Below are 21,496 nucleotides of genomic sequence, written 5' to 3' on the forward strand. Positions count from 1 at the left end.
CTACACCGGGGCGCGGGGTCAGGGACCTGTAGGGGCGGATCTTATATCCGCCATTCTCGCGAATACCCCAGCTTTCAGGGCAAAAAAAACCCCGGCCAAGGCCGGGGTTTTCGTTCGAAGGTGGGCGGCCGGGGCCGCACCACTCAACTTACAGGGCTACACATCAGCCCTCTTCGGAGGCAGAACCTTCCGCTTCGGCACGGTCCGCGTTCGCTTCCTTGATGGACAGCTTGATGCGGCCACGCTGGTCCACGTCCAGCACCTTGACGAATACCTTCTGGCCTTCGCTCAGGTAGTCCGTGACCGCATTGACGCGCTCTTCGGCGATCTGGGAGATGTGCACCAGACCGTCCTTGCCCGGCAGGAAGTTGACGAAAGCGCCAAAGTCCACGATACGCACCACGGTACCCTCGTAGATAGCGCCGATCTCGGCTTCCGCGGTGATTTCCTCGATGCGAGTAACTGCCGCTTCCAGGCTCTCGCCATCCTCACCGAACACCTTCACGGAACCGTCGTCCTCGATATCGATGGAGGCACCGGTTTCCTCGGTAATAGAACGGATGGTGGCGCCGCCCTTGCCGATCACGTCGCGGATCTTGTCCGGATGGATCTTCAGGGTCGCGTAGCGCGGTGCGTTCTCGTTCACGGTGGCACGGGATTCGCCGATCACCTTGTTCATTTCCGCGAGGATGTGCAGGCGCGCGTGCAGGGCCTGCTCCAGGGCGGTTTCCATGATCTCTTCGGTGATGCCCTCGATCTTGATGTCCATCTGCAGGGCGGTCACGCCGGAAGCAGTACCGGCCACCTTGAAGTCCATGTCGCCGAGGTGGTCCTCGTCACCGAGGATATCAGTCAGTACTGCGTAACCCTCGTCTTCCTTCACCAGGCCCATCGCGATACCGGCTACCGGCGCCTTCAGCGGCACACCTGCGTCCATCAGTGCCAGGCTGGAGCCACACACGGAGGCCATGGAGCTGGAACCGTTGGATTCAGTAATCTCGGAAACCACACGCAGGGTGTAGGGGAACTCTTCCGGGTTCGGCAGTACTGCAGCAATGCCGCGGCGCGCCAGGCGGCCATGGCCAATCTCGCGACGGCCGGTAGCGCCGACACGACCCGCTTCACCCACTGAGTAGGGCGGGAAGTTGTAGTGCAGCATGAAGTAGTCTTTACGCTCGCCTTCCAGCGCATCGATGATCTGCGCATCACGGGTCGCACCCAGGGTGGAAACCACCAGGGCCTGGGTTTCACCGCGGGTGAACAGCGCGGAACCGTGACCTTTCGGCAGGACGCCTACTTCGACGCTGATCGGGCGCACAGTCTTGGTGTCGCGACCGTCGATACGGGGCTCACCGCGTACAACAGCGCCACGGACAATCTGCTTCTCGAGCTTGCCGAAGTACTTCTTCACCGTGCCCTCGTCCACCTCTTCGGTAGCCAGGGCCTCAGCGGCTTCGTTGCGCAGCTCACCCAGGCGGGTGGTACGGGCCTGCTTGTCAGTAATCTTGTAAGCTTCCGCCACCTTGTCGCCGAACTGGCTTTCCAGGGTGGACTTGAGCTCTTCGTTGACGGCTTCTGGCTGCCAGTCCCACTCGGGCTTGCCAGCTTCGGCCTTCAGTTCCTCGCAGACCTTGATGATGGACTGCATCTCCTGGTGGGCGTACAGCACGGCGCCCAGCATGATGTCTTCCGGCAGCTCTTTGGCCTCGGACTCCACCATCAGCACGGCGTCCTTGGTGCCGGCAACCACCATGTCCAGCTCGGAGGTGGCCAGGGCCTTGTAGCCCGGGTTCAGCAGGTAGCCGTCTTCCTGGGTGTAACCCACGCGCGCAGCGCCAATCGGGCCACCGAAGGGGATGCCGGAAACGGACAGGGCTGCGGAGGTGCCGATCATGCCGGCGATATCCGGGTCCACATCCTTCTCGGCGGACAGTACGGTGATCATCACCTGGACTTCATTCATGAAGCCGTTCGGGAACAGCGGGCGGATCGGGCGGTCGATCAGGCGGGAAGTGAGGGTCTCTTTCTCGGACGGGCGGCCTTCGCGCTTGAAGAAGCCACCGGGAATCTTGCCGGCCGCATAGGCCTTTTCCTGGTAGTGCACGGACAGCGGGAAGAAAGCCTGGTCCGGCTTGGCTTCCTTGGCGCCTACCACGGTACACAGCACCACGGTCTCGCCCATGGTGACCAGCGCCGCACCGGTAGCCTGGCGCGCAACGCGGCCGGTCTCGATGGTGACCTGGTGTTGTCCGTACTGGAATGTCTTGCTTACTGGATTCACGTTTTTTTCCTATTTCCTGTCGGTTACTGGCCCATTCCAGTAACCCCTACATGTGGCTCGAATAATGCCAACGAGCCTCGGACAGTGCGGCACAAGATGTACCGCGACCGGCGGGGAGCCGGTCGTAAAAGCGCCGGGAGACCCGACCATCCATACTTCCAGGCCTGGTTTCCCGACGCGACTGCCGGAAAGTGGCATGAATCCCACTTTCCAACAAGTATCTGAAAAAAGAAAGCCCGCCGGGGGCGGGCATTCCAGGGTCTTAGCGACGCAGGCCGAGCTTGGCGATCAGCTGTGCGTAACGGTTCAGATCCTTCTTCTTCAGGTAGTCCAGCAGCTTGCGGCGCTGGTTTACCATGCGGATCAGGCCACGACGGGAGTGGTGATCCTGCTTGTGCTCAGAAAAGTGAGACTGAAGCTTGTTGATGTTGGCGGTCAGCAGGGCCACCTGGACTTCCGGGGAACCGGTATCGCCTTCGGATTGGCCGTGCTCTTTCAGGATTGCGGTTTTTTCTTCGGCTGACAGTGCCATAACGAAATACCTCGTCGTAATATGCTTTGATGATCCGGCTGGCCCGTGCATATTTACAGACCAGCTAGTCGGTTTTGTGGCTAATTGCCACTTACCAGTCGACGCGGTGCCACGCACCCGTCGTCGGTAATCTCTCCAACGCCCAGAAATTCGCCAGTTTCCAGGAAGAGGCGCACCATATCACCTTCTTGGCCGATACGGTAGACCTGCAGGTCCATGACGGGTTGTCCCTGGCGCACATAGTAGCCGGTGCTTTCCGGCAGGGTCAGTTTCGGCAGTCCCGAGGCGGGTGCATCCACCGGTAACAGGTGGTGGTCCAGCTCTTCGGCGCGACCCTCACCCCGCTCTTCGGTCAGCTCATCCAGGGTCAGGGCATCGGCCTCATCGAAGGGGCCCGCGGCGCTGCGGTGCAGCTTCTCCACGTATGCCCCCACACCCAGGGCCTCGCCCAGGTCCTCCGCCAGGCTGCGCACGTAAGTGCCCTTGGAACAATGGATCTCCACTTCGGCGCGGGGCTGGGGGCCGGGAGTAAAGGCCAGCAGCTCGTACTCGAAAATCTCGACCTCGCGCGCCTCGCGCTCCACCTCCAGGCCCTGGCGGGCCAGCTTGTAGAGTGGCTGGCCCTTGTGCTTGAGGGCGGAGTACATGGACGGCACTTGCTGGATACGGCCACGGAACTGGGCCATCGCCTCCCGCACATCCGCCTCTTGCAGGCCGGAGGCGTCCGCGGTGGCAATCACATCACCATCCGCATCTCCGCTGGCCGTTCGCATCCCGAACACGAAGGTGCTCCGATAGCGCTTGTCGGCATCCAGCAGGTACTGGGAGAACTTGGTGGCTTCGCCAAAACACACCGGCAGCACGCCGGTGGCGAGCGGGTCCAGCGCACCGGTATGCCCGGCACGGTTGGCGAAAAACAGTCGCTTGGCTTTCTGGAGGGCGTCGTTGGCGGTGATTCCGGCAGGCTTGTTCAGCAGCAGGACGCCGCTAACCGCACGGCCCCATTTTGGTCTGCGGCCCATGGTTACTCTTTGTCGTCGCCCTTGTTGTCACCCCGGTCACCGCTGTCGTCGTTACCGGCATCGTCCGGATGATGACTGCGATCGGACTTTACCGCCTTTTCGATCAGTGCGGACAGTTCCTGGCCGCGAACCGACGTTTCGTCATAGCGGAACTGCAGGCGGGGGATAGTGCGCATCTGGATGGCACGCGCCAGCTGGCTGCGCAGGAATCCGGCAGCCTTGTTCAGGACCTGCATCGAGGTATTGATCTTGCTGCGGTCATCCTCACCGACAAAGGTGACATAGACCTTTGCGGATGCCAGGTCCCGGCTGACCTCAACGTCATTGACATTGACCATGCCCAGGCGTGGGTCGCGCACTTCACGCTGGATCAACTGCGCCAGCTCACGGCGCATGGCGTCAGCGACTCGGTCGGCGCGGTAAAATTCTCTTGCCATTGGTTACCTGTAAGAGTGGCTGGCATAACACGCCATCCCGGCAGCGGGCCGGGATGGCGCTATGGAGTGGTCCCGGTTACAGTTCGCGGGCGACCTTGACGATGTCGAAGACCTCGATCTGGTCCCCGGACTTGACGTCATTGTAGTCTTTCACGCCAATACCGCACTCCATCCCGTTGCGCACTTCCTGGACGTCGTCCTTGAAGCGGCGCAGGGACTCCAGCTCGCCCTGGTAAATCACCACGTTGTCACGCAGGACGCGGATCGGCTTGTTGCGGTATACGGTACCCTCGGTGACCATACAGCCGGCGATGGCGCCGAACTTGGGCGACCGGAAGACATCGCGCACCTCGGCGATACCCACGATTTCCTCGCGCACTTCCGGCTCCAGCATACCCGACAGGGCCTGCTTGACCTCGTCCAGCAGATTGTAGATCACGCTGTAGTAGCGGATTTCCACGCTCTCGGCCTCGGCCAGCTTGCGGGCCGCAACATCGGCACGGGTGTTAAAGCCGATGACGATTGCACCGGAGGTCAGGGCCAGGTTGATGTCGTTTTCTGCGATACCACCCACGCCACTGGACACTACGTTAACCGAGACTTCCTCGTTACCGATGTCCGCCAGCGCCGACAGGATAGCTTCCAGCGAGCCGCGCACGTCGGCCTTGATGACTACCGGCAGGACCTTCCTTTCACCGGCTTCCATATCGGCAAACATGTTTTCCAGCTTGGCCGCCTGCTGGCGCTGCATACGCTCACGACGCTCCTTCTCGGAACGCTGCTCGGCCACTTCACGGGCCTTGCGCTCGTCGGTAACCACCATGAACTCGTCACCGGCATTGGGCGTGGTGTCGAGACCCAGCAGTTCCACCGGAGTGGACGGACCAGCCTCGGTTACGCTCTTGCCCAGCTCGTTGGTCATGGCACGCACACGGCCATAACTCTGGCCGGCGAGAACAATATCGCCGCGCTTGAGCTCGCCGCTCTGTACCAGCAGGGTAGCAACCACACCGCGGCCCTTTTCCAGGCGCGATTCGATGACAACACCGCGTGCGGGCACGCCCACTTCGGCTTTCAGTTCCAGCATTTCTGCCTGAAGGGATACTGCTTCCAGCAGGTCGTCGATGCCCTGGCCGGTATGGGCGGATACTTCGATAAACTGCGTGTCGCCGCCCCAGTCCTCGGGGATAACCTCTTTCGCTGCCAGCTCGTTCTTGACGCGATCCGGGTCCGCACCTTCCTTGTCGCACTTGTTGATGGCGACAACCAGCGGCACACCGGCCGCCTTGGCGTGCTGGATGGCCTCCTCGGTCTGCGGCATGACACCGTCATCCGCTGCCACCACCAGGATTACAACGTCAGTAGCCTGGGCACCGCGGGCGCGCATGGCGGTAAATGCGGCGTGGCCAGGGGTGTCGAGGAAGGCGACTTCGCCCTGGCTGGTCTGCACCCGGTAGGCACCGATATGCTGGGTGATACCACCGGCTTCACCGGAGGCCACCTTGGTCTTGCGGATGTAGTCCAGCAGCGAGGTCTTGCCGTGGTCCACGTGGCCCATCACGGTGACGACAGGGGCGCGGGAGACCTGTTCACCCTCGGCCTTCTCGACTTCAGCCACCAGGCTTTCCTCGAGCTCGTTCTCGGAACGCAGTACCACCTTGTGGCCGAGGTCCTCGACGATCAGGGTGGCGGTCTCGCGATCCAGGCTCTGGTTGATGGTGACCATCTCGCCCATTTTCATCAGGCGCTTGATGAGTTCGCCGGCCTTCATGTTCAACTGCTTGGCCAGTTCGCCGACGGTGATGGTTTCACCTAACTGTACTTCGTACACCTGTTTTCCCGTGGGCTTCTTGAACCCATGTGTGTTCTTGATCTTGAGCGTCGGGCGGGACAGGGAGCGCGTGCTGCGCTTCTCGCTTTCCGAATCCTCAAACGCTTCCAGTGCCTGCTCGTAGAGCGCGGTCTTGCTGGACTTCTTCGGGCCACCCTTGGCACCGCGACGACCGCGGCGCTTGCGCGGCTCGTCTTCCTCTTTCTCGGTGACGGTGGGGGTCGCCTCCAGCTTGCGACGCAGGGACGGCTTGACCGTTTCGGTCTTGGCCTTGCGCTCGCGCTCCTGCTTTTCCTGCTCGGCGCGCTGGCGCTCCTCCTCGAGGCGGGCCTTCTTCTCTTCCAGCTCCTGGGCTTCCCGCGCGGTCTGCTCCTTGCGACGCTCCATCGCGGCGATACGCATCGCCTCGATGTCGTCAACGTAAGTCGAGCGTGCCGGCGCGGGCTTGGCTTCCTCTGCTGGCTGGGGCTTTTCCTCGGCGGGCTCCGCTGCCTGCTCGGGCTCGGCCTCGGCAGCCGGTGCTTCTGCCTCTTGCTCCGGCGCAGCGGCCTCGGCTGCCTCCTGCTCGGCCGCTGCAGCTGCAGCCGCCGCCTCGGCTTCAACACGGGCCTTCTCGGCTTCCGCCTCGGCCTGCTCGGCGCGCACGCGTTCCTGCTCGGCCTGTTCCGCCAGTGCTTTCTCCAGCTCTGCCCGCTGCTCCTCGCGCTCAGCTTCCGCGGCCTGCTCGGCCTCGGGGCGCTTCACGTAGGTACGCTTCTTGCGCACTTCCACATTCACGGTCTTGCGGCCGGTGCCAGAGCCGGTTTTGAGCGTGGTGGTGGTCTTGCGCTTGAGGGTGATTTTGCGTGGCGCAGAAGTCTTCTGCTCCCCGTGACTGCTTTTCAGGAAGTTGAGCAGGACCTGTTTTTCCTCATCCGACACTACAGCATCGGCAGAGGTCTGGGGCAAACCCGCATCCTTCATCTGCTTCAGCAGACGTTCCTCGGTGGCACCAACCGATTTGGCGAGTTCGCTAACTGTTACTTCGGCCATTCTCTCTCCTAAAATTCGCTTGTCGGAGGGGTTTTATCTGGATTACCCGCAATTGTTACATGACAGCATTCCATAGGGCCCGCCAAGCGGACCCGGCTATTCTACTACCGTCGGGCTTCGTTACGCCTGCTCGCCGCTGTCGTCGGCAAACCAGGGCTCACGAGCCTTCATGATCAGGGCGGCAGCGCGCTCCTGGTCGACACCCTCAAAATCCAGCAGGTCATCCACAGCCTGTTCGGCCAGGTCTTCCATGCTGGCGATGCCGTTGCTCGCCATCTGGTAAGCCAGCTGGCGGTCCATGCCATCCATGTTGAGCAGGTCTTCCTGCGGCTCGGCCGCATCCAGCTGCTCTTCGGAGGCCAGCGCCTGGGTCAGCAGCGCATCCTTGGCTCGGGCGCGCAGTTCCTCGGCGATTTCCTCGTCGAAGCCCTCGATACCCAGCATCTCCTCAATGGGTACATAGGCGACTTCCTCGAGGGTGGTGAAACCTTCTTCCACCAGTACACCGGCAACGTCTTCGTCGATATCCAGGCGCTCCATGAAGGTTTCCATGATACTGCCGGACTCGGCTTCCTGCTTCGCCTGCCACTCCTCAACGCTCATCACGTTGATCTGCCACTCGGTCAGCTCGGAGGCCAGCCGCACGTTCTGGCCGCTGCGGCCAATCGCCATGGCGAGGTTTTCCTCGGCCACCGCCACGTCCATGGAGCCGGCGTCCTCATCCACCACGATGGACTCGATCTCGGCAGGGGCCATGGCATTGATAACAAACTGGGCCGGGTTGTCGTCCCACAGGACGATATCCACGCGCTCTCCAGAGAGCTCGTTGGAAACCGCCTGTACGCGCGCACCGCGCATACCCACACAAGCGCCCACCGGGTCGATGCGACCGTCATTGGTGTTGACCGCGATTTTGGCGCGCAGGCCAGGGTCGCGGGCAGCGCCCTTGATTTCGATTACCTCCTCGGCGATTTCCGGCACTTCGATGCGGAACAGCTCGATCAGCATCTCCGGGCAGGAGCGGCTCAGCATCAGCTGCGGCCCGCGAGCTTCCGGCTGGATCTCCAACAGGATTGCGCGCACCCGGTCGCCCAGGCGGAAGATCTCACGACCCACCAGCTGGTCACGCGGCAGGCGGGCCTCCGCATTGTTGCCCAGGTCCACGGCGATAAAGTCCCGGGTCACCTTCTTCACGGTGCCGCTCACCAGGTCACCAACGCGATCGCGGTACTCTTCCACAACCTTGGCGCGCTCGGCTTCCCGCACTTTCTGCACGATTACCTGCTTGGCAGTCTGCGCGGCAATACGGCCAAACTCGACGTTCTCTACCTGTTCGCGGTAGACATCCCCGGCCTTCAGTTCCGGGTCTTTCTCATGTGCTTCTTCCAGGGTGAACTGGGTTCCCAGCTCAGCCAGGGTATCGTCATCCACGACTTCCCAGCTGCGGAAAGTCTCATAGTCGCCGGTCCTGCGATCGATGGCCACCTCAATGGTGGAGTCTTCGTCGTAGCGTTTTTTGGTGGCAGTTGCCAGGGCCACTTCAATCGCCTGGAAAATAATATCCCGGTCGACGCCCTTTTCGTTGGAAACCGCCTCGGCTACCAGCAAGATCTCTTTGTTCATGCAGCTGTGCCTCTAAATCGCCTGTGCGCAGGCGCCTACTAGAAAATGACTGAAAAGTTACTTGGTAAACTGGGGAACGATGTTGGCCCGCTCGATACTGTCGATCGGCAGCAGGTATTCGTTCTCGCCGTCGATACGCAACACCACTTCCTCGCCCTCGACACCGGCGAGCAGGCCGCGCCACTTGCGCTGGCCTTCCAGCGGCATACGCAGACGCACTTCAATCTGGTGGCCAACGAAACGTTCATACTGGTCCAGGCGGTAAAGCGGTCGATCCATTCCCGGCGAAGAAACCTCGAGGGTGTACTTGCCGCTGATGGGATCCTCCACATCCAGCACCGCACTGGCCTGGCGGCTGACCTTTTCACAGTCCTCCACCGCGATCCCGTCTTCGGAATCGATATAAATGCGCAACAATGCGTTGCGGCCATGGGTCTGGTACTCGATACCCCAGAGTTCGCAGCCCAGCGAGGCCACTACCGGACCCAGGAGTTCTTCCAGCTGTTCGCGCTTGGTCGCCATTCTATTCACCACACTCTTCGGCTAGCCGCCGGTCCCGGTTACCTGTGCGGTATCGGGTGGCCGGCCAGGCCGCCATAAAGCTGGAGCACACCGACGTACCCCACAAACAAAAAATGGGCTGGGAAGCCCGCCCCACGGTCCGAATGACAAACCGCGGCGCCTACTTCCGGCCCATTCGGAAACCGTATCTCGCAGATACGAAAAAGCCCCTGACCGGGGCTTCAAACGCGAAACGCCGGATTGCGACCCAACGTTTCAAATTTGGTAGCGGGGGCAGGATTTGAACCTACGACCTTCGGGTTATGAGCCCGACGAGCTACCAGGCTGCTCCACCCCGCATCAACTCCGAGAAGCGAAGCCTGGTGCTCTCCGCTCCCCTGCGGCCAGTTGCCTAACCGCTCAAGAGGCTGCGCATTCTATGGGGACGGGGCCGCGGCGTCAACCCGTCCATGGCATTTAATTTCACCTTCCCCGGCGCATCCCGATTCCTATTATAGAACCAAATCGATAGAAGCAAATCCGGCCGGGGTTTCACCACTTCCACAGGCCCCATTGGTGCCCCATCGCTGCCCCCGGGCGCAGCGGGTGGGCACGTCATGCGCCTGCGGTCGCGCGCGCCTCACACGTACTGCAGCGTCGCGCGCCAAGGCCCAGGCTGCGCCATTCGAGGTATTCAGCCTCAAACACCTGCAGGGAATCCAGGCTGCCGAGGGGCAGGCCTACCAGCAACTTGATGGCCTCCAGCGCCTGGGCGCTGCCAACCACCCCCAGTGCCGGCCCAATCACGCCACTGGTCTCGCAATTGGCCAGCGGCGCGCGTTCCGCCTCTGGAAAGAGGCACGCATAACATGGTGAACCCTCCCGGCGAAAATCAAAACTCACCAGTTGGCCCGAGAATCCCTGCACCGAGGCCATGATGGCCGGTACCCCCAGCGCCCGACAGGCACGGTTGATACTGTGGCGGATTTCCATGTTATCAGTGCAGTCCAGCACCAGGTCGAAGGCAGGCAGGTGACCTGTGAGCCACCCCTCGTCCGCCATCACCGAGTGTGGGTGGATCCGGATTGCCGGGTTGGCGGCCTGCAGCTGCTGCGCGGCAACCAGCACTTTCGGCTTGTACAGGTGGTTGGCTTTGTAGAGTACCTGGCGCTGCAGGTTGGACAGCTCCACCTCGTCGCCATCCACCAGGTGCAGCTCGCCGACGCCCGCGGTGGCCAGGTACAGCGCCGCGGGACAACCGAGCCCGCCCATGCCCACAACCATGACCCTGGCCCCGGCCAGCTTTTCCTGCGCAGCCTCCCCCATCTGCGGCAGCATTATCTGGCGGCTGTAGCGGATACGTTCTTTATGACTGAGCATGTTTCACCAATCGATAAAATCACCGCCTGAAGACTCGGCGGCGATGCTGTTATCAGAGGCCGGTCAGGCTGCCGGCCTTGAACTGCGCAAAGTAGCGCCTGCCCACCTCCAGTTGCAGGCGCTCCCGCGACAGGCGCGAGATATCAGCGCAGAATGCCTGGCCGCAGGCTCCGAGTTCCAGGCGCACGCGCCCGTCCGCAACCGGCACCATGGCCAGCAACTCGGCCGGGAGGCAATTCAGGATACTGGAAAGGCCGGGGCGCTCGAGGCTCAGGCTGATATCTCCGGAACCGAGCAGGAAAGGGACGATATCCCCGGGCCGGTGGCACCCCACTACATTGTCCGCATAGAGCAGGACATCGCCGAGGGACAGGGTCAGCAGGCCCGCCTCGCAGGACTCGACCCGCGCCTCCAGGCGACTACAGCAGGAGTGTTCCGCGCTTTCGCCGGACGCCTGGAACCCGATCAACTCCCGGACGGCGACGGGTCCACGCAGTGCGGCCTCCTCCATCCACAGGCAGTGGCTGGCAAGCAGCTGGATTTCATTGAAATCGTGACTGGTCCAGATCACCAGTGCCGGGTTTCTGGCCCAGAAAGCTCTCAGCGCCGGGATCAGGCCACGGAGTACCTGTGACCGATCCACCGCGGACAGGGGCTCGTCGTAGAGCTGCACTGCAGCATTACTGAATAGCTGGCGTAAAAGTGCCACCCGCTGGGCCTCACCGCCAGAGAGCTGCTCAACCGGCTGCCCCAGTAACGGTGCGATCCCGAATGCCTCGATCAACCCCGCCCGCTCCTCGTGTGCCAGTCGACGGCGACTGTAGCGATGGGCCAGGGCCAGGTTGTCGGCAACGGTCTGCCCGGCAAACAGGCGTACATCCTGGAAGCCAAGCACCAGGTCGCGTTGGTGGGCAGCAAGTCCCCAGGTGCCTTCCTGCCAGCACATGCCGGCAAAGCTCACCCGGCCCGAACAGGCGCGCTGTCCGGCAAGCGCGGCCAGCAGGGTGCTCTTGCCGCTACCGGACGGACCGCTGAAGCCGAAGGTTCCCCTGGCCGGGAGGGCGAGCTGCCAGGGCGTCGTGGTATTCAGTGAGGTAACCAGCCCCTCGACGGCCAGCCCCCGCGTGCCGGTTTTCTCGCCGTACCCATGACGCGCCGCCGGACGCAGGAATGACAGTGCCAGATCCATCAGCCCAGCGCCCCCATTACAGGAACGTCCCGGTCTTTCACTACCGCGCTGCGCCCCAGCCAGCGGGCGAGCAGCAACAGTGCCGTGGTGACCACTACCAGCAGGAGCGCCAGGCGGTGGGCCGCACCGTATTCCATCGCCTCCACATGCTGGTAGAGTGCAACCGATACTACCTGGGTCTCACCCGGAATGGCCCCGCCGATCATCAGCACCACGCCAAATTCCCCCAGGGTATGGGCAAAGGTCAGGGCGCAGGCGCTGATGATTGCCGGGCGGCTGGCCGGCAACAGCACCCGCAGCAATGCCGCCAGCGGCGGCATGCCGAGAGCCGCGGCGGCAGAGGTCAGCCGCCCGCCGTGCTGGCTGAAGGACACGAGTAGCGGCTGCACCATAAATGGCAGGGAGTAGATCACCGACGCTATCACCAGGCCGGTGAAGGAGAACACCAGCGGCTGTCCCAGCGCTTCCGCCAGCCAGCTTCCCGGCGCATAGTTCGGCGAAAGCACCAGCAGCAGGTAGAAGCCCAGTACTGTAGGCGGCAATACCAGCGGCAGGGTGATGATCACCTCCACCGCGTGGCGCCAGCGACTCTGCCAGTGACTCAGTTTCCACGCCAGCGGTACACCAATAACCAGTAACAGCGCTGTGGTTACTGCAGCGAGGCGCAGGGTCAGCCACAGCGCGCCCAGGTCGGCAATATCAAGATTCATAAGCCCTTCCCCGCCCCGGGGCCATAACCCAGGGCCACCAGTCGCTGGCGGGTGTCATCACTGGCCAGGAAGTCTGCCAGGGCCTCTGCCATTGAGGGACTACGAGCGTGCCTGAGCACCACCAGCTGCTGTTCAATCGGCTCATAAAGATCCTGCGGTATCAGCCAGACATTATTACGGCCGGCCGCGGTCATCTGGCTCGCGGCGACAAAGCCGAGTCGGGCGTGCCCGGATTCGAGCAGCATGAAAGCATGGCCGGCATTGTGGGCCCGCGCCAGCCGCGCGCCACCGGCCTCCCACAGCCCCAGCGACTGCAGCACCTGCCTGGCAGCGACCCCGAAGGGCGCCACCTCGGGATCGGCCAGCACCAGGGTATCCCGCCAGCGCCGCAGCAGCGCCTCCGATCCCCCCCCGGTATCCGGGAGCCACAGCGCCAGCAGGCCCCGCGCATAGGTGCGGCGGCTGCCCGGCACAATCCTGCCCTGCCGCTCCAGCAAGCCGGGGCGTTGCCGGTCGGCGGAAAGGAAGAGGTCAAACGGCGCGCCGTGCAGGGCCTGCTGGTAAAGCGCCCCGGAACTGCCGCTGGTCAGCACGACACGACAGCGGGTGGCGGCCTCGAATTCCGGCAACAGCGTTTCCAGGGCGGGACGGAAACTCGCGGCCACCGCCACCTTCAGCCGGCAGTCGTCGGCCCCGGCCGGGAGCGCGAGCGCGAGCAGCGCCCCCAGCACGGCCAGCGCACGTATCAGCCCCACTTTTCCAGCTCCGCCTGGTCACTGGCCCGGGCCTCGACCCAGCGCTCTTCCTCAGCACCGCAGGCCCGCCGAACGGTTTCGCGCTTCCAGAACGGCGCCTCGGTCTTGAGCCGGTCCATGATGTACTGGCAAGCCGCGAACGCCGCCTGGCGGTGGGGGCTGGTGACCCCGACAAAGACGATTTCGTCATTCACCTGCATGGGACCTACCCGGTGGACCAGGTTAACCCGCCCCAGGGGCCAGCGCCCGCGTGCATCTGCGACGATAGCCCGCAGGCTTTTCTCCGTCATGCCGGGGTAATGCTCCAGGGCCAGGCCGCCGACCGCACTGCCGGCATTGAAATCCCGCACCGAGCCGACAAACATCGCGCAGGCGCCATCGGCCGTATTCGCCTGCTGCACGGCCGCGTATTCGGCGGCCACATCGAGGGGGGCCTCGCGTACATCGATGCGGTCCATATCAGCCTCCGGTCACCGGGGGAAAGAAGGCCACCTCGTCACCGGCGGCGACGGCTGCGTCGCTGTCTGCCAGTTCCTGGTTCACCGCCACCCGGATAGCATCGTCATCCAGGTGTTCCCGCCACTGGGGATACTTCTCGCAGAGGACTGCGCACAGCGAGCGCACAGTGCCGGAAAAGTCCTCGAGCCGCAGTTCACCCATACCGAGCTGCTGCCGAAGTCGCGCGAAGAACAGAACCTTGATCATGTCGTTACTCCTGCATGCCTGCATCAGCGAGCTGCCAGTGGCCCCGCTTGCCGCCGGTTTTCTCTGCCAGCCGGGTGGGCCCGATGACCATCGCCGGATCCACCGCCTTGCACATGTCGTATATCGTCAGCGCCGCCACCGAGGCCGAGGTCAGCGCTTCCATTTCGACACCCGTACGTCCGGCCAGTCGGCAAAATGCGGAGATGTCTACCCGATGATCCTCCGGGCACAACTCGAACTCCACGGCCACCTTGGTCAGCGCCAGCGGATGGCACAGAGGAATCAGGTCCGCGGTGCGCTTGGCTGCCTGGATGCCGGCGATGCGCGCCACCGCCAGCACGTCCCCCTTGCGGTGGGCGCCCTCGCTCAACAGTGCAAATGCGTCCGCACTCATGGTTACGCTGCTTTGCGCCCGCGCACTGCGGTCGGTGATCTCCTTGGCCGTGACATCGACCATGCTGGCCTCGCCGCGCTCGTTCAGGTGGGTCAGGTGGCTCATGGCATTATCCCCGGGTCGCACAGTTCTGGCGCTGGAAATCCACGTGCGGCACGAAGTTGCACGGCCGGTGACGCGCGTCCAGCTGCTGCTCCAGTATGCCCTCCCAGGCGGTGCGGCAGGCGCCGGTGGAACCCGGCATGCAGCACACCAGGGTACGGTTGGCGAGCCCCGCCAGGGCCCGCGACTGGACCGTCGAGCTGCCGATATCCCCCAGGGAGATATGCCGGAACAGCTCGCCGAAACCGTCCACCGTTTTGTCGAACAGGGGCTGCAGTGCCTCCGGCGTGGAATCCCGCTCGGTGAAGCCGGTACCGCCAGTCACCAGGACCACCTGCACCTGCGGATCGGCGATCCACGCGGAAACCACCGCGCGCAGCTGGTAGACGTCATCCGGGATTATCCGCCGGTCGGCCAGCTGGTGACCGGCCCCCTGCAGAACCTCGCGCAGGTAACCGCCGGAGGTATCGGTCTCTTCGGTGCGGGTGTCCGAAACGGTCAGCACCGCGATATTGAGCGGGATGAATTCAGTGGAAGCGTGTCCGGCCATTGTTCAGTACTCTCTCGGAAAATTGGTATCGGGAATTTCTTTTCGGGCACCCGGCTTCAGCCACTGGATGCACGAACCGGGCGCTGCCCGGCAGTGCGCTACCTGGCAGGGCGTAGTAGTCCGCCGGCGTATTGACGTTGTGGCACCAGTCGCCCGCGCCCGGCAGGGAAAGAGCCCCCAGGTGCCGCAGCAGCGCACCCACGGCATTGGGCGCGTCCCCTTCCACCGCGCGCTGCAGGTAGGCCCGGCACCCGGTGTCCAGCGGCAGCCACAGCGGGAAGAAATAGTCGCCGAAGTAGCTGGCGCGGCCGCTCTCGACGCCGGCATGCAGCAAACGGGCTAGCGCTCCTGCCGGGAGCAGCGGCATGTCGACGGGGATCACCAGCGCCGCTGGCGCTTTGGTGGCACTGGCAACAGCGTGCAGTCCCCCCAGCGGTCCCCGGCCGGGGACCAGGTCGGGGACACCGCCGGGCCGGGCACCACTGACAACCACCTGGGCCAGGGGCAGCTCACGCAGCAGCGCACAGGCGTGGTCGAGGAAGGTGCGGTTACCGGCAGTGGGCAGCAGGGCCTTGTCCCGCCCCATGCGGCTGGAGCGCCCGCCCGCCAGCACCACGCCGATGCTCTGTTGTGTAGTTGCCATGTTCATCCCCCCAGCATTGCCAGGTTGCGGGTGGCGCCGGTCAGTCCGCGCTGCAGCTCGTGACCCGCGCTCTTGCCGCCAATCAGTTCACGGATATGGTCGGCCAGGGCCTCCGCATCGCCGGCGGCGATCTCCCGGCGCAGGTCGAAGCCCGCGTCGGCGAACAGGCACAGGTGCAGCTTGCCCTGCGCAGACATGCGCAGCCGGTTGCAGCTCGCGCAGAAATCACTGCTATAGGGGGTGATCAGGCCGACACGGCCGGCGTAATCCGGGTGGTAATACTCCCGGGCCGGACCCGCATCCCGAGCGCGCACCACCTGCTGCCAACCGTCCTGTACAAGTCGGGACTCAATATCTGTGCCAGAGACATGGTTGCTGGCAAAGAACTCACGGTTGTCGCCGGTGCGCATCAGTTCGATAAAGCGCAGGGTCACCGGCATCTGCCGGACCCAGTCCAGGAACTGGTCGAAACCGGCGAGGTTGTGCTGACGCAGGAGGACGGCATTGACCTTGGTCTGGATACCCAGCTCCAGGGCGCGGTCGATCCCGGCCAGGGCCTTCTCGAGGCGGTCGTGACCGGTAATCCGCTGGAATTGCGCGGGATCCAGGCTGTCCACGCTCACGTTCAACTGGTCGAGCCCGGCCGCATGCCAACCGTCTATCTGGGATGGCAGGCGATAGCCATTGGTGGTGATTGCCACGCGACGGATGCCATCGCAGTCATGCACTGCCGCAATGAGTGAGTCGAGGTCGCGGCGCAGGGAGGGCTCGCCGCCGGTGAGGCGCACCTTTTCGGTACCGAGCGAGGCAAAGGCGCGGACGACGGTGTCAACTTCCGCCACGGAGAGGGGGTTTTCACCCTCGAGCGATCGCCCACAGCCAATCCCGTCGGGCAGGCAGTAATTGCAGCGGAAGTTGCAGATGTCGGTCACGGACAGGCGCAGGTAATAAAACCGGCGGCCATAGCTATCTTGTAACATTAAACGCCTTTCCAAAGTCGGGAGGCCACCCGGTTTCCCGTGTGACCCTGGTGGCCTTTCCGGCCACGGTCCCGGCACCTTGCGGCTGAGGCCGTGTAGGCAGCGGGACTCGGTGTTTAAACTGTTGCCAGTGTACCAGCGCGACAGGTTTCTGCTTGGGGCAAAGGTGGTACTCCTCCCGGGGCAAGTACGTTTCGATAATCGACGATAGCGGGGTTCCGTACCCGGACGCCCGGGGGCAACAGTAAAAAAAGCCCCGACGCCTGGCCGGGGAAACGGTTTCCTGTTGTTATCAGAAGCTGGCGGTGAGCATCAGCCAGATTTTGTCAGTATCCACGCCGTACTCATCGGCACTGTAGGTCGCGTACTTCACCAGTGCGGAGAGCTGGTCATTGATCTTGCGGCCGTAGCTGACATCCCACTCTTCGCCATAATCCAGGGACGAGGCGTTAGCGCCAAAGTTGTGATAGGTCACTCCGAAATTTCCACCGGCGAGTTTCGCACTGGCCCCGACATACAAATCCTCGATCCCGTCGGCCGGTGTCGCCAGGAACTTGTCGGCGAAGCCCTGGAACTTGTGCAGGGTGGCAAGCGGCGTGGTGAAGGCCGCTCCGTCATCGCTGCCGAGCACCTCGTAGCCTATTTTCGGCTGCACCGGGCCGATGCTGGCGGCCACTTCGGCGAGGTAGTATTCCGCTCTGTACTCGAGGGTGCTGTCGCCGGTCTCGGACTGGGTGGCGTAGCTCAACCGGGTTGAGACAGGCCCGAATGCACCCTCGTACCGCACGCCGATAGTACGGCTCGAGGCGTTGACCACCGTGTCCAGGTCCAGCTCGTAGAGAAACGCCGTCAGCTTATGGGATTCGTTTACCGGGTAGGCGGCGTGAAGCAGCTGGATAGCGCCCCGGAAGTCGGAATTGACGCTGTCCTCGCCAAAAATCCGGTTGACGTTGTATATGTAGCTGTAGTCGAGCTGGAAACTGTCAGGCTGGCCATACTGGAAACGGTAACCATCGTAAGTCTGCTCGTTCTGGCGCCAGCCCACCCCACCGACAAATCTCTGGTCATCGAGGTTGATGCGCTGCCGGCCGGCGGTGGCTATGGAGGACTTGCCGCGGTACTGCAGGTAGGCCTGGTTGACTTCAGTCCCGGAGGGATCAGCAACCACCGGGTAGAGGGCGTTGCCATTGGTAGTGGAATTGTAATCGCCATCGCCGATCACTGAGACATCATCAAATTCAAGCAGGCTGGAAAATCCGTGGTAAGCCGCACTCTCCCAGGTCAGGCGCGACCTGAGGGTGGAGGCGATGGCATTTTCCTCCAGGTTTTCCTGATCGACGCCCTCGACCCGGTAACGCAGGTTGAGCCCCACGCTTCCGGAACCCAGGGCGTCTGCCATCGAGGTCGCGCCGCTATCCTCCTCTGCCGCATGCACTGCCAGGCTGCTGCAAGCACCCAGAACTAGAACGCCCATTAATTTCGGTAGATATTGCGTATTCATCCGCTTTTCCTATGCGAGTGGGTGATCGGGATCGGGAGCAAGTTACACCCCTTTGCGCACCGGGAAAATCCACCGCTTTTTCACCCCCTGAAATTTCCTACCACCCACTCGCCCCACCGGTTACCACCAAATCGGTAAGCGGAGTCATTCTACGGAAAGAGCCCCTCCGGTGCCGGTATCGTCGTGAAGGAAGTTATGCTGCCGCGCGAACTGCAGTCGTTGCTGATAACGCTCTCTCTGGATCGCCAGGTACATCACCACCATGCACAGTGCGAGCACTCCGTAGAGCAGCATAAAGGCCGCACTGTGAATACCCACTAAATCCTGCGCCATACCAAACATGACTGGTAGCGTGAAGCCGCCAAAGGCGCCGATAGTCGCCACGGTCCCCCCGACACTGCCCATATGCCCGGGAAAGTTGTCATGGAGCGCCTTGTATACCGAGGCGCGTCCGAAGCCCTGGGCTATACCGATCACCAGCAGCAGCAGGGTGAACAATTCGATACTCACTTCAATACTGAGCTCCACATCCCTTTCAACCCCATGGATTGTCATGCTGGTCGGCGGGTAGCTCAGGAAGAACAGGCATACCAGGCAGGTCCAGAAGACACTCCAGTTCACCGTGCGGGCACCGTAGCGGTCGGCAAACCAGCCTCCCAGCGCCCGCACAGAACTCGACAGGGCCACGAACACCAGGGTCAGGGCCATGGCAGTGGTCAGGGATACCTCGTAGACAGAAAGGTAGTAGTGCGGCAGCCACAGCAGCAATGCCAGGAAACTACCAAACACAAAGTAGTAATAAAGCCCGTAACGCCAGACCCTCAGTTGGCGCAACGGCTGCAATTGCTGCGCCAGGTTGCTCGCCCGCCGGCGCTGCATATAGCGGGTCTCCTCCGGTGCGGCCACTGCGAACAGGACTACCATCACCAGCAGGCCCATCCCATAAAGCGGGCCTATCCAGTCTCGCCCGGCCCAGCTCTCTATGGCCGGGGCCAGCGCCAGGGTAATCGCCGCGCCGGCGTTACCGGCACCAAAGATACCCATGGCTGTTCCCTGCTGCCTGCGCTCGAACCAGGGATTGATATAGCGAATGCCCAGCACGAAAGAGACACCGGAAATCCCCAGCCACAGGCCGGCGAGCAGATGCCCCGGAAAAGTGCTGATGGTCGGCAGCAGGACCAGCACCGGTAGCAGCAACAGCATCTGGACCAGGATCAGTTTCTTTGCGGAAAAACGCTCCACCAGCAGCCCGGCCGGGAACCTCAGTAACGCCCCGGTGAAAATCGGGGCCGCAAGCAGCACGCCGAACTCGGTCGCCGAGAGCTGGAACTGCTCCCGCAACTCGACACCGAGAACGGCATAGAGGATCCATACCGAGAAATTGGCCGCAAACATGGCCGTGGCGAGAACAAGTACGCGTCCCGCCAGTTGCTGTGAGTATTGCATTACCGGGCTCCGTTGTTTTCCCCATTTTACGGCAACTGTTTCCCGGCCTGCGTATTTCCGGGGGGCGATCCGCAGTGTTACCTCCAAAAATATCCTGCAAATGGAAGAGGCAAGCACTGCTACCACCTTGGTGGTAAAACAGCGCCCGCTCGCGTTGTTTACCGGCGAGACGCCCTAACCCATAGGGGTAAGTTATCGGAAAATTGCCCGGATTTTCCCGCGTGCCTACCCCCTTTGTCCGCTTCCTCTCTGGCACCACTCCCATACCATCGGGGCCAGACCCACTTAACCAACGATTCCCGTCACGCCGGAGATATAACCATGAGTGAATCGAGCGGCCTCAATCTACTGAATTGGGGCGATCCCAAGATAAAAACACTGCACATTACCTGGTTCGCGTTTTTCCTGAGCTTCGTGGTGTGGTTCTCCCACGCACCGTTGTTGGTCTTCATCAAGGAGGCCTTCGACCTCTCCAGCCAGCAGGTCAAGGCTCTGCTCATCCTTAACGTGGCACTCACGATTCCCGCCCGCATTATTATCGGCATGCTCGTCGACAAATTCGGGCCGCGGCATGTTTACAGTGGCCTGCTGATAATCTCGTCACTGATCTGCCTCGGTTTCGCCACGGCAGACAGTTATGAATCACTGGCACTGTTCCGCTTCCTGCTCGGCTTTGTCGGTGCCGGTTTTGTTATCGGTATCCGCATGGTGGGTGAATGGTTCCCCGCCAGGCAGGTGGGCCTTGCCGAGGGCATCTATGGGGGCTGGGGCAACTTCGGCTCCGCCGCCGGCGCTATGAGCCTGCCGACTATCGCGCTACTGTTTGGCGGTGACGACGGCTGGCGCTACGCGCTGGGCCTGACCGGGATAATCGCCGGTACTTACGGCTTCATCTATTACCACATTGCCCGCAATACACCGAAAGGCTCTACCTACTTCAAGCCGAAAAAGAGCGGTGGCCTAGAAGTGACCAGTATGCGGGACCTCTACTTTTATCTGCTGATGAACGTGCCCATGTACCTGGCACTGGGCGCGCTGGCCTATAAACTCTCCCCCGCCGGGGTGGCACTGCTGAGCCAGCAGGCCACTTATGCCATGTGGGGACTGCTGGCGGTGCTGTTTGCGCTGCAGACCAGGATGATCTGGCACGTGAACAGCGAACACCTTAAAGATGGTGTACCGGAGCTGGAGAAATACAGCTTCAAGCAGGTGGCCATTCTCGACCTGGCCTACTTCGTCACCTTCGGCTCCGAACTGGCGGTGGTCTCCATGCTGCCGCTGTTTTTTCTCGAGACGTTCGAGGGCCTGAGCCCGGTCAAGGCGGGCCTGCTGGCTTCCGGCTTCGCGTTCATGAATCTTGTGGCGCGGCCCACCGGCGGCTATTTCAGTGACAAGATCGGCCGCCGTCGCAGCCTGATGTTCCTGGTAGGCGGCCTGGCCGTCGGCTACCTGGTGCTGAGCCAGATCCACGGTGGCTGGTGGATTCCCGCCGCGGTGGCGGCCACCATGATGTGCTCCTTCTTCGTACAGGCCGGTGAGGGTGCCGTATTCGCCATCGTGCCCCTGGTGAAGCGCCGCATGACCGGGCAGATCGCGGGGATGGCCGGTGCCTATGGTAACGTGGGGGCCGTCACCTTCCTTACCGTCCTGTCCTTTGTCAGCTACAGCCAGTTCTTCCTGGTCATTGCTGGCGCAGCCGCGGTGATCTTTTTTGCCTGCGCCTTCCTCGACGAGCCTAAAGGCAAGATTGCGGAAGTACTGCCCGATGGCACCGTGCAGCTGATCAGTGTGGAATAACCCGGGCAATTGCCGGACAGGGAAGCGGCCTGCGGGCCGTTTTCCTGTCTCCGGGGTACAGCCGTCCCGACCGCTGGCAGTTGCG

General features: G+C 62.5%; 20 protein-coding genes, 1 tRNA gene and 1 riboswitch. Of the genes, 1 reads left to right on the top strand and 20 read right to left on the bottom strand.

Annotation, left to right across the window (positions count from 1 at the left end):
* Positions 1-163 precede the first annotated feature (163 nt).
* The 20 genes from pnp to LVE68_RS06105 all read right to left on the bottom strand — a co-directional run bounded on the left by pnp (position 164) and on the right by LVE68_RS06105 (position 19,614).
* Positions 164-2,281, bottom strand: coding sequence for a polyribonucleotide nucleotidyltransferase (pnp, locus tag LVE68_RS06010; protein ID WP_233006120.1), 2,118 nt, complete (start codon positions 2,279-2,281; stop codon positions 164-166).
* 262 nt (positions 2,282-2,543) lie between these two features.
* Positions 2,544-2,813 carry a 30S ribosomal protein S15 gene (gene rpsO / locus LVE68_RS06015; RefSeq protein ID WP_233006121.1) on the bottom strand — a complete coding sequence of 90 codons (270 nt, stop codon included), beginning with the start codon at positions 2,811-2,813 and terminating at the stop codon, positions 2,544-2,546.
* Between the two features lie 80 nt (positions 2,814-2,893).
* The gene (gene truB / locus LVE68_RS06020; protein WP_233006123.1) at positions 2,894-3,835 is read right to left on the bottom strand and encodes a tRNA pseudouridine(55) synthase TruB; all 942 of its coding nucleotides are present in this window, start codon (positions 3,833-3,835) and stop codon (positions 2,894-2,896) included.
* A 2-nt stretch (positions 3,836-3,837) separates the two neighbouring features.
* Positions 3,838-4,272: a 30S ribosome-binding factor RbfA gene (rbfA, locus tag LVE68_RS06025; protein ID WP_233006125.1), complete on the bottom strand. Its 435-nt coding sequence runs from the start codon at positions 4,270-4,272 to the stop codon at positions 3,838-3,840.
* Positions 4,273-4,348: 76 nt separating this feature from the next.
* Positions 4,349-7,135 (bottom strand): translation initiation factor IF-2, encoded by a 2,787-nt coding sequence (infB, locus tag LVE68_RS06030; RefSeq protein ID WP_233006126.1) that lies wholly within the window; start codon positions 7,133-7,135, stop codon positions 4,349-4,351.
* Between the two features lie 120 nt (positions 7,136-7,255).
* Entirely contained in the window at positions 7,256-8,758 is a 1,503-nt protein-coding gene (gene nusA, locus LVE68_RS06035; protein ID WP_233006127.1) for a transcription termination factor NusA, read from the bottom strand.
* Positions 8,759-8,815: 57 nt separating this feature from the next.
* Positions 8,816-9,280: a ribosome maturation factor RimP gene (rimP, locus tag LVE68_RS06040; RefSeq protein ID WP_233006128.1), complete on the bottom strand. Its 465-nt coding sequence runs from the start codon at positions 9,278-9,280 to the stop codon at positions 8,816-8,818.
* Between the two features lie 262 nt (positions 9,281-9,542).
* A tRNA-Met gene (locus LVE68_RS06045) sits at positions 9,543-9,619 on the bottom strand.
* Positions 9,620-9,874: 255 nt separating this feature from the next.
* The gene (locus tag LVE68_RS06050) at positions 9,875-10,639 is read right to left on the bottom strand and encodes a HesA/MoeB/ThiF family protein (protein ID WP_233006129.1); all 765 of its coding nucleotides are present in this window, start codon (positions 10,637-10,639) and stop codon (positions 9,875-9,877) included.
* A gap of 52 nt (positions 10,640-10,691) precedes the next feature.
* Positions 10,692-11,828: an ATP-binding cassette domain-containing protein gene (locus LVE68_RS06055; protein ID WP_233006130.1), complete on the bottom strand. Its 1,137-nt coding sequence runs from the start codon at positions 11,826-11,828 to the stop codon at positions 10,692-10,694.
* Positions 11,828-12,538 (bottom strand): molybdate ABC transporter permease subunit, encoded by a 711-nt coding sequence (gene modB, locus LVE68_RS06060; protein WP_233006131.1) that lies wholly within the window; start codon positions 12,536-12,538, stop codon positions 11,828-11,830. Before modB ends, LVE68_RS06055 begins: the two co-directional genes overlap by 1 nt.
* A complete protein-coding gene (gene modA, locus LVE68_RS06065; RefSeq protein WP_233006132.1) occupies positions 12,535-13,293 on the bottom strand; it encodes a molybdate ABC transporter substrate-binding protein in 759 nt (252 codons plus the stop codon). Before modA ends, modB begins: the two co-directional genes overlap by 4 nt.
* A complete protein-coding gene (gene moaE, locus LVE68_RS06070; protein ID WP_233006133.1) occupies positions 13,284-13,751 on the bottom strand; it encodes a molybdopterin synthase catalytic subunit MoaE in 468 nt (155 codons plus the stop codon). The genes modA and moaE overlap by 10 nt, the downstream gene beginning before the upstream one ends.
* Before the next feature lies 1 nt (position 13,752).
* Complete coding sequence (gene moaD / locus LVE68_RS06075; protein ID WP_233006134.1) at positions 13,753-13,998, bottom strand: molybdopterin converting factor subunit 1; 246 nt, start codon at positions 13,996-13,998, stop codon at positions 13,753-13,755.
* Between the two features lie 4 nt (positions 13,999-14,002).
* Complete coding sequence (gene moaC / locus LVE68_RS06080; protein WP_233006135.1) at positions 14,003-14,497, bottom strand: cyclic pyranopterin monophosphate synthase MoaC; 495 nt, start codon at positions 14,495-14,497, stop codon at positions 14,003-14,005.
* A gap of 4 nt (positions 14,498-14,501) precedes the next feature.
* The gene (gene moaB / locus LVE68_RS06085; RefSeq protein WP_233006136.1) at positions 14,502-15,044 is read right to left on the bottom strand and encodes a molybdenum cofactor biosynthesis protein B; all 543 of its coding nucleotides are present in this window, start codon (positions 15,042-15,044) and stop codon (positions 14,502-14,504) included.
* Positions 15,022-15,687, bottom strand: coding sequence for a molybdenum cofactor guanylyltransferase (gene mobA, locus LVE68_RS06090; RefSeq protein WP_233006137.1), 666 nt, complete (start codon positions 15,685-15,687; stop codon positions 15,022-15,024). The genes moaB and mobA overlap by 23 nt, the downstream gene beginning before the upstream one ends.
* A 2-nt stretch (positions 15,688-15,689) precedes the next feature.
* On the bottom strand, positions 15,690-16,667 hold the full coding sequence (gene moaA / locus LVE68_RS06095; protein WP_233006138.1) for a GTP 3',8-cyclase MoaA: 978 nt from the start codon (positions 16,665-16,667) through the stop codon (positions 15,690-15,692).
* A riboswitch (molybdenum cofactor riboswitch) is annotated at positions 16,656-16,794 on the bottom strand. (Overlaps the previous gene by 12 nt.)
* Before the next feature lie 165 nt (positions 16,795-16,959).
* Positions 16,960-18,141, bottom strand: a complete 1,182-nt coding sequence (locus LVE68_RS06100; protein ID WP_233006139.1) for an alginate export family protein — start codon at positions 18,139-18,141, stop codon at positions 16,960-16,962.
* Positions 18,142-18,312: 171 nt separating this feature from the next.
* On the bottom strand, positions 18,313-19,614 hold the full coding sequence (locus tag LVE68_RS06105; protein ID WP_233006140.1) for an MFS transporter: 1,302 nt from the start codon (positions 19,612-19,614) through the stop codon (positions 18,313-18,315).
* A gap of 321 nt (positions 19,615-19,935) precedes the next feature.
* Between LVE68_RS06105 and LVE68_RS06110 the strand changes: the two genes are divergently transcribed.
* Entirely contained in the window at positions 19,936-21,411 is a 1,476-nt protein-coding gene (locus LVE68_RS06110) for a NarK family nitrate/nitrite MFS transporter (protein WP_233006141.1), read from the top strand.
* Positions 21,412-21,496: the final 85 nt, after the last annotated feature.

Origin of the sequence: Microbulbifer sp. YPW16, from assembly GCF_021290385.1 — a bacterium.
GTDB lineage: Bacteria > Pseudomonadota > Gammaproteobacteria > Pseudomonadales > Cellvibrionaceae > Microbulbifer > Microbulbifer zhoushanensis.

Bases quoted from the DNA above. Each gene is read 5' to 3' on its own strand.
- modB (WP_233006131.1), bottom strand. From the start codon at position 12,538: ATGAATCTTGATATTGCCGACCTGGGCGCGCTGTGGCTGACCCTGCGC.
- LVE68_RS06100 (WP_233006139.1), bottom strand. From the start codon at position 18,141: ATGGGCGTTCTAGTTCTGGGTGCTTGCAGCAGCCTGGCAGTGCATGCG.
- nusA (WP_233006127.1), bottom strand. From the start codon at position 8,758: ATGAACAAAGAGATCTTGCTGGTAGCCGAGGCGGTTTCCAACGAAAAG.
- infB (WP_233006126.1), bottom strand. From the start codon at position 7,135: ATGGCCGAAGTAACAGTTAGCGAACTCGCCAAATCGGTTGGTGCCACC.
- moaB (WP_233006136.1), bottom strand. From the start codon at position 15,044: ATGGCCGGACACGCTTCCACTGAATTCATCCCGCTCAATATCGCGGTG.
- LVE68_RS06055 (WP_233006130.1), bottom strand. From the start codon at position 11,828: ATGGATCTGGCACTGTCATTCCTGCGTCCGGCGGCGCGTCATGGGTAC.
- LVE68_RS06110 (WP_233006141.1), top strand. From the start codon at position 19,936: ATGAGTGAATCGAGCGGCCTCAATCTACTGAATTGGGGCGATCCCAAG.
- LVE68_RS06105 (WP_233006140.1), bottom strand. From the start codon at position 19,614: ATGCAATACTCACAGCAACTGGCGGGACGCGTACTTGTTCTCGCCACG.
- rpsO (WP_233006121.1), bottom strand. From the start codon at position 2,813: ATGGCACTGTCAGCCGAAGAAAAAACCGCAATCCTGAAAGAGCACGGC.
- rimP (WP_233006128.1), bottom strand. From the start codon at position 9,280: ATGGCGACCAAGCGCGAACAGCTGGAAGAACTCCTGGGTCCGGTAGTG.
- moaD (WP_233006134.1), bottom strand. From the start codon at position 13,998: ATGATCAAGGTTCTGTTCTTCGCGCGACTTCGGCAGCAGCTCGGTATG.
- moaC (WP_233006135.1), bottom strand. From the start codon at position 14,497: ATGAGCCACCTGACCCACCTGAACGAGCGCGGCGAGGCCAGCATGGTC.
- moaA (WP_233006138.1), bottom strand. From the start codon at position 16,667: ATGTTACAAGATAGCTATGGCCGCCGGTTTTATTACCTGCGCCTGTCC.
- truB (WP_233006123.1), bottom strand. From the start codon at position 3,835: ATGGGCCGCAGACCAAAATGGGGCCGTGCGGTTAGCGGCGTCCTGCTG.
- mobA (WP_233006137.1), bottom strand. From the start codon at position 15,687: ATGGCAACTACACAACAGAGCATCGGCGTGGTGCTGGCGGGCGGGCGC.
- moaE (WP_233006133.1), bottom strand. From the start codon at position 13,751: ATGGACCGCATCGATGTACGCGAGGCCCCCCTCGATGTGGCCGCCGAA.
- rbfA (WP_233006125.1), bottom strand. From the start codon at position 4,272: ATGGCAAGAGAATTTTACCGCGCCGACCGAGTCGCTGACGCCATGCGC.
- LVE68_RS06050 (WP_233006129.1), bottom strand. From the start codon at position 10,639: ATGCTCAGTCATAAAGAACGTATCCGCTACAGCCGCCAGATAATGCTG.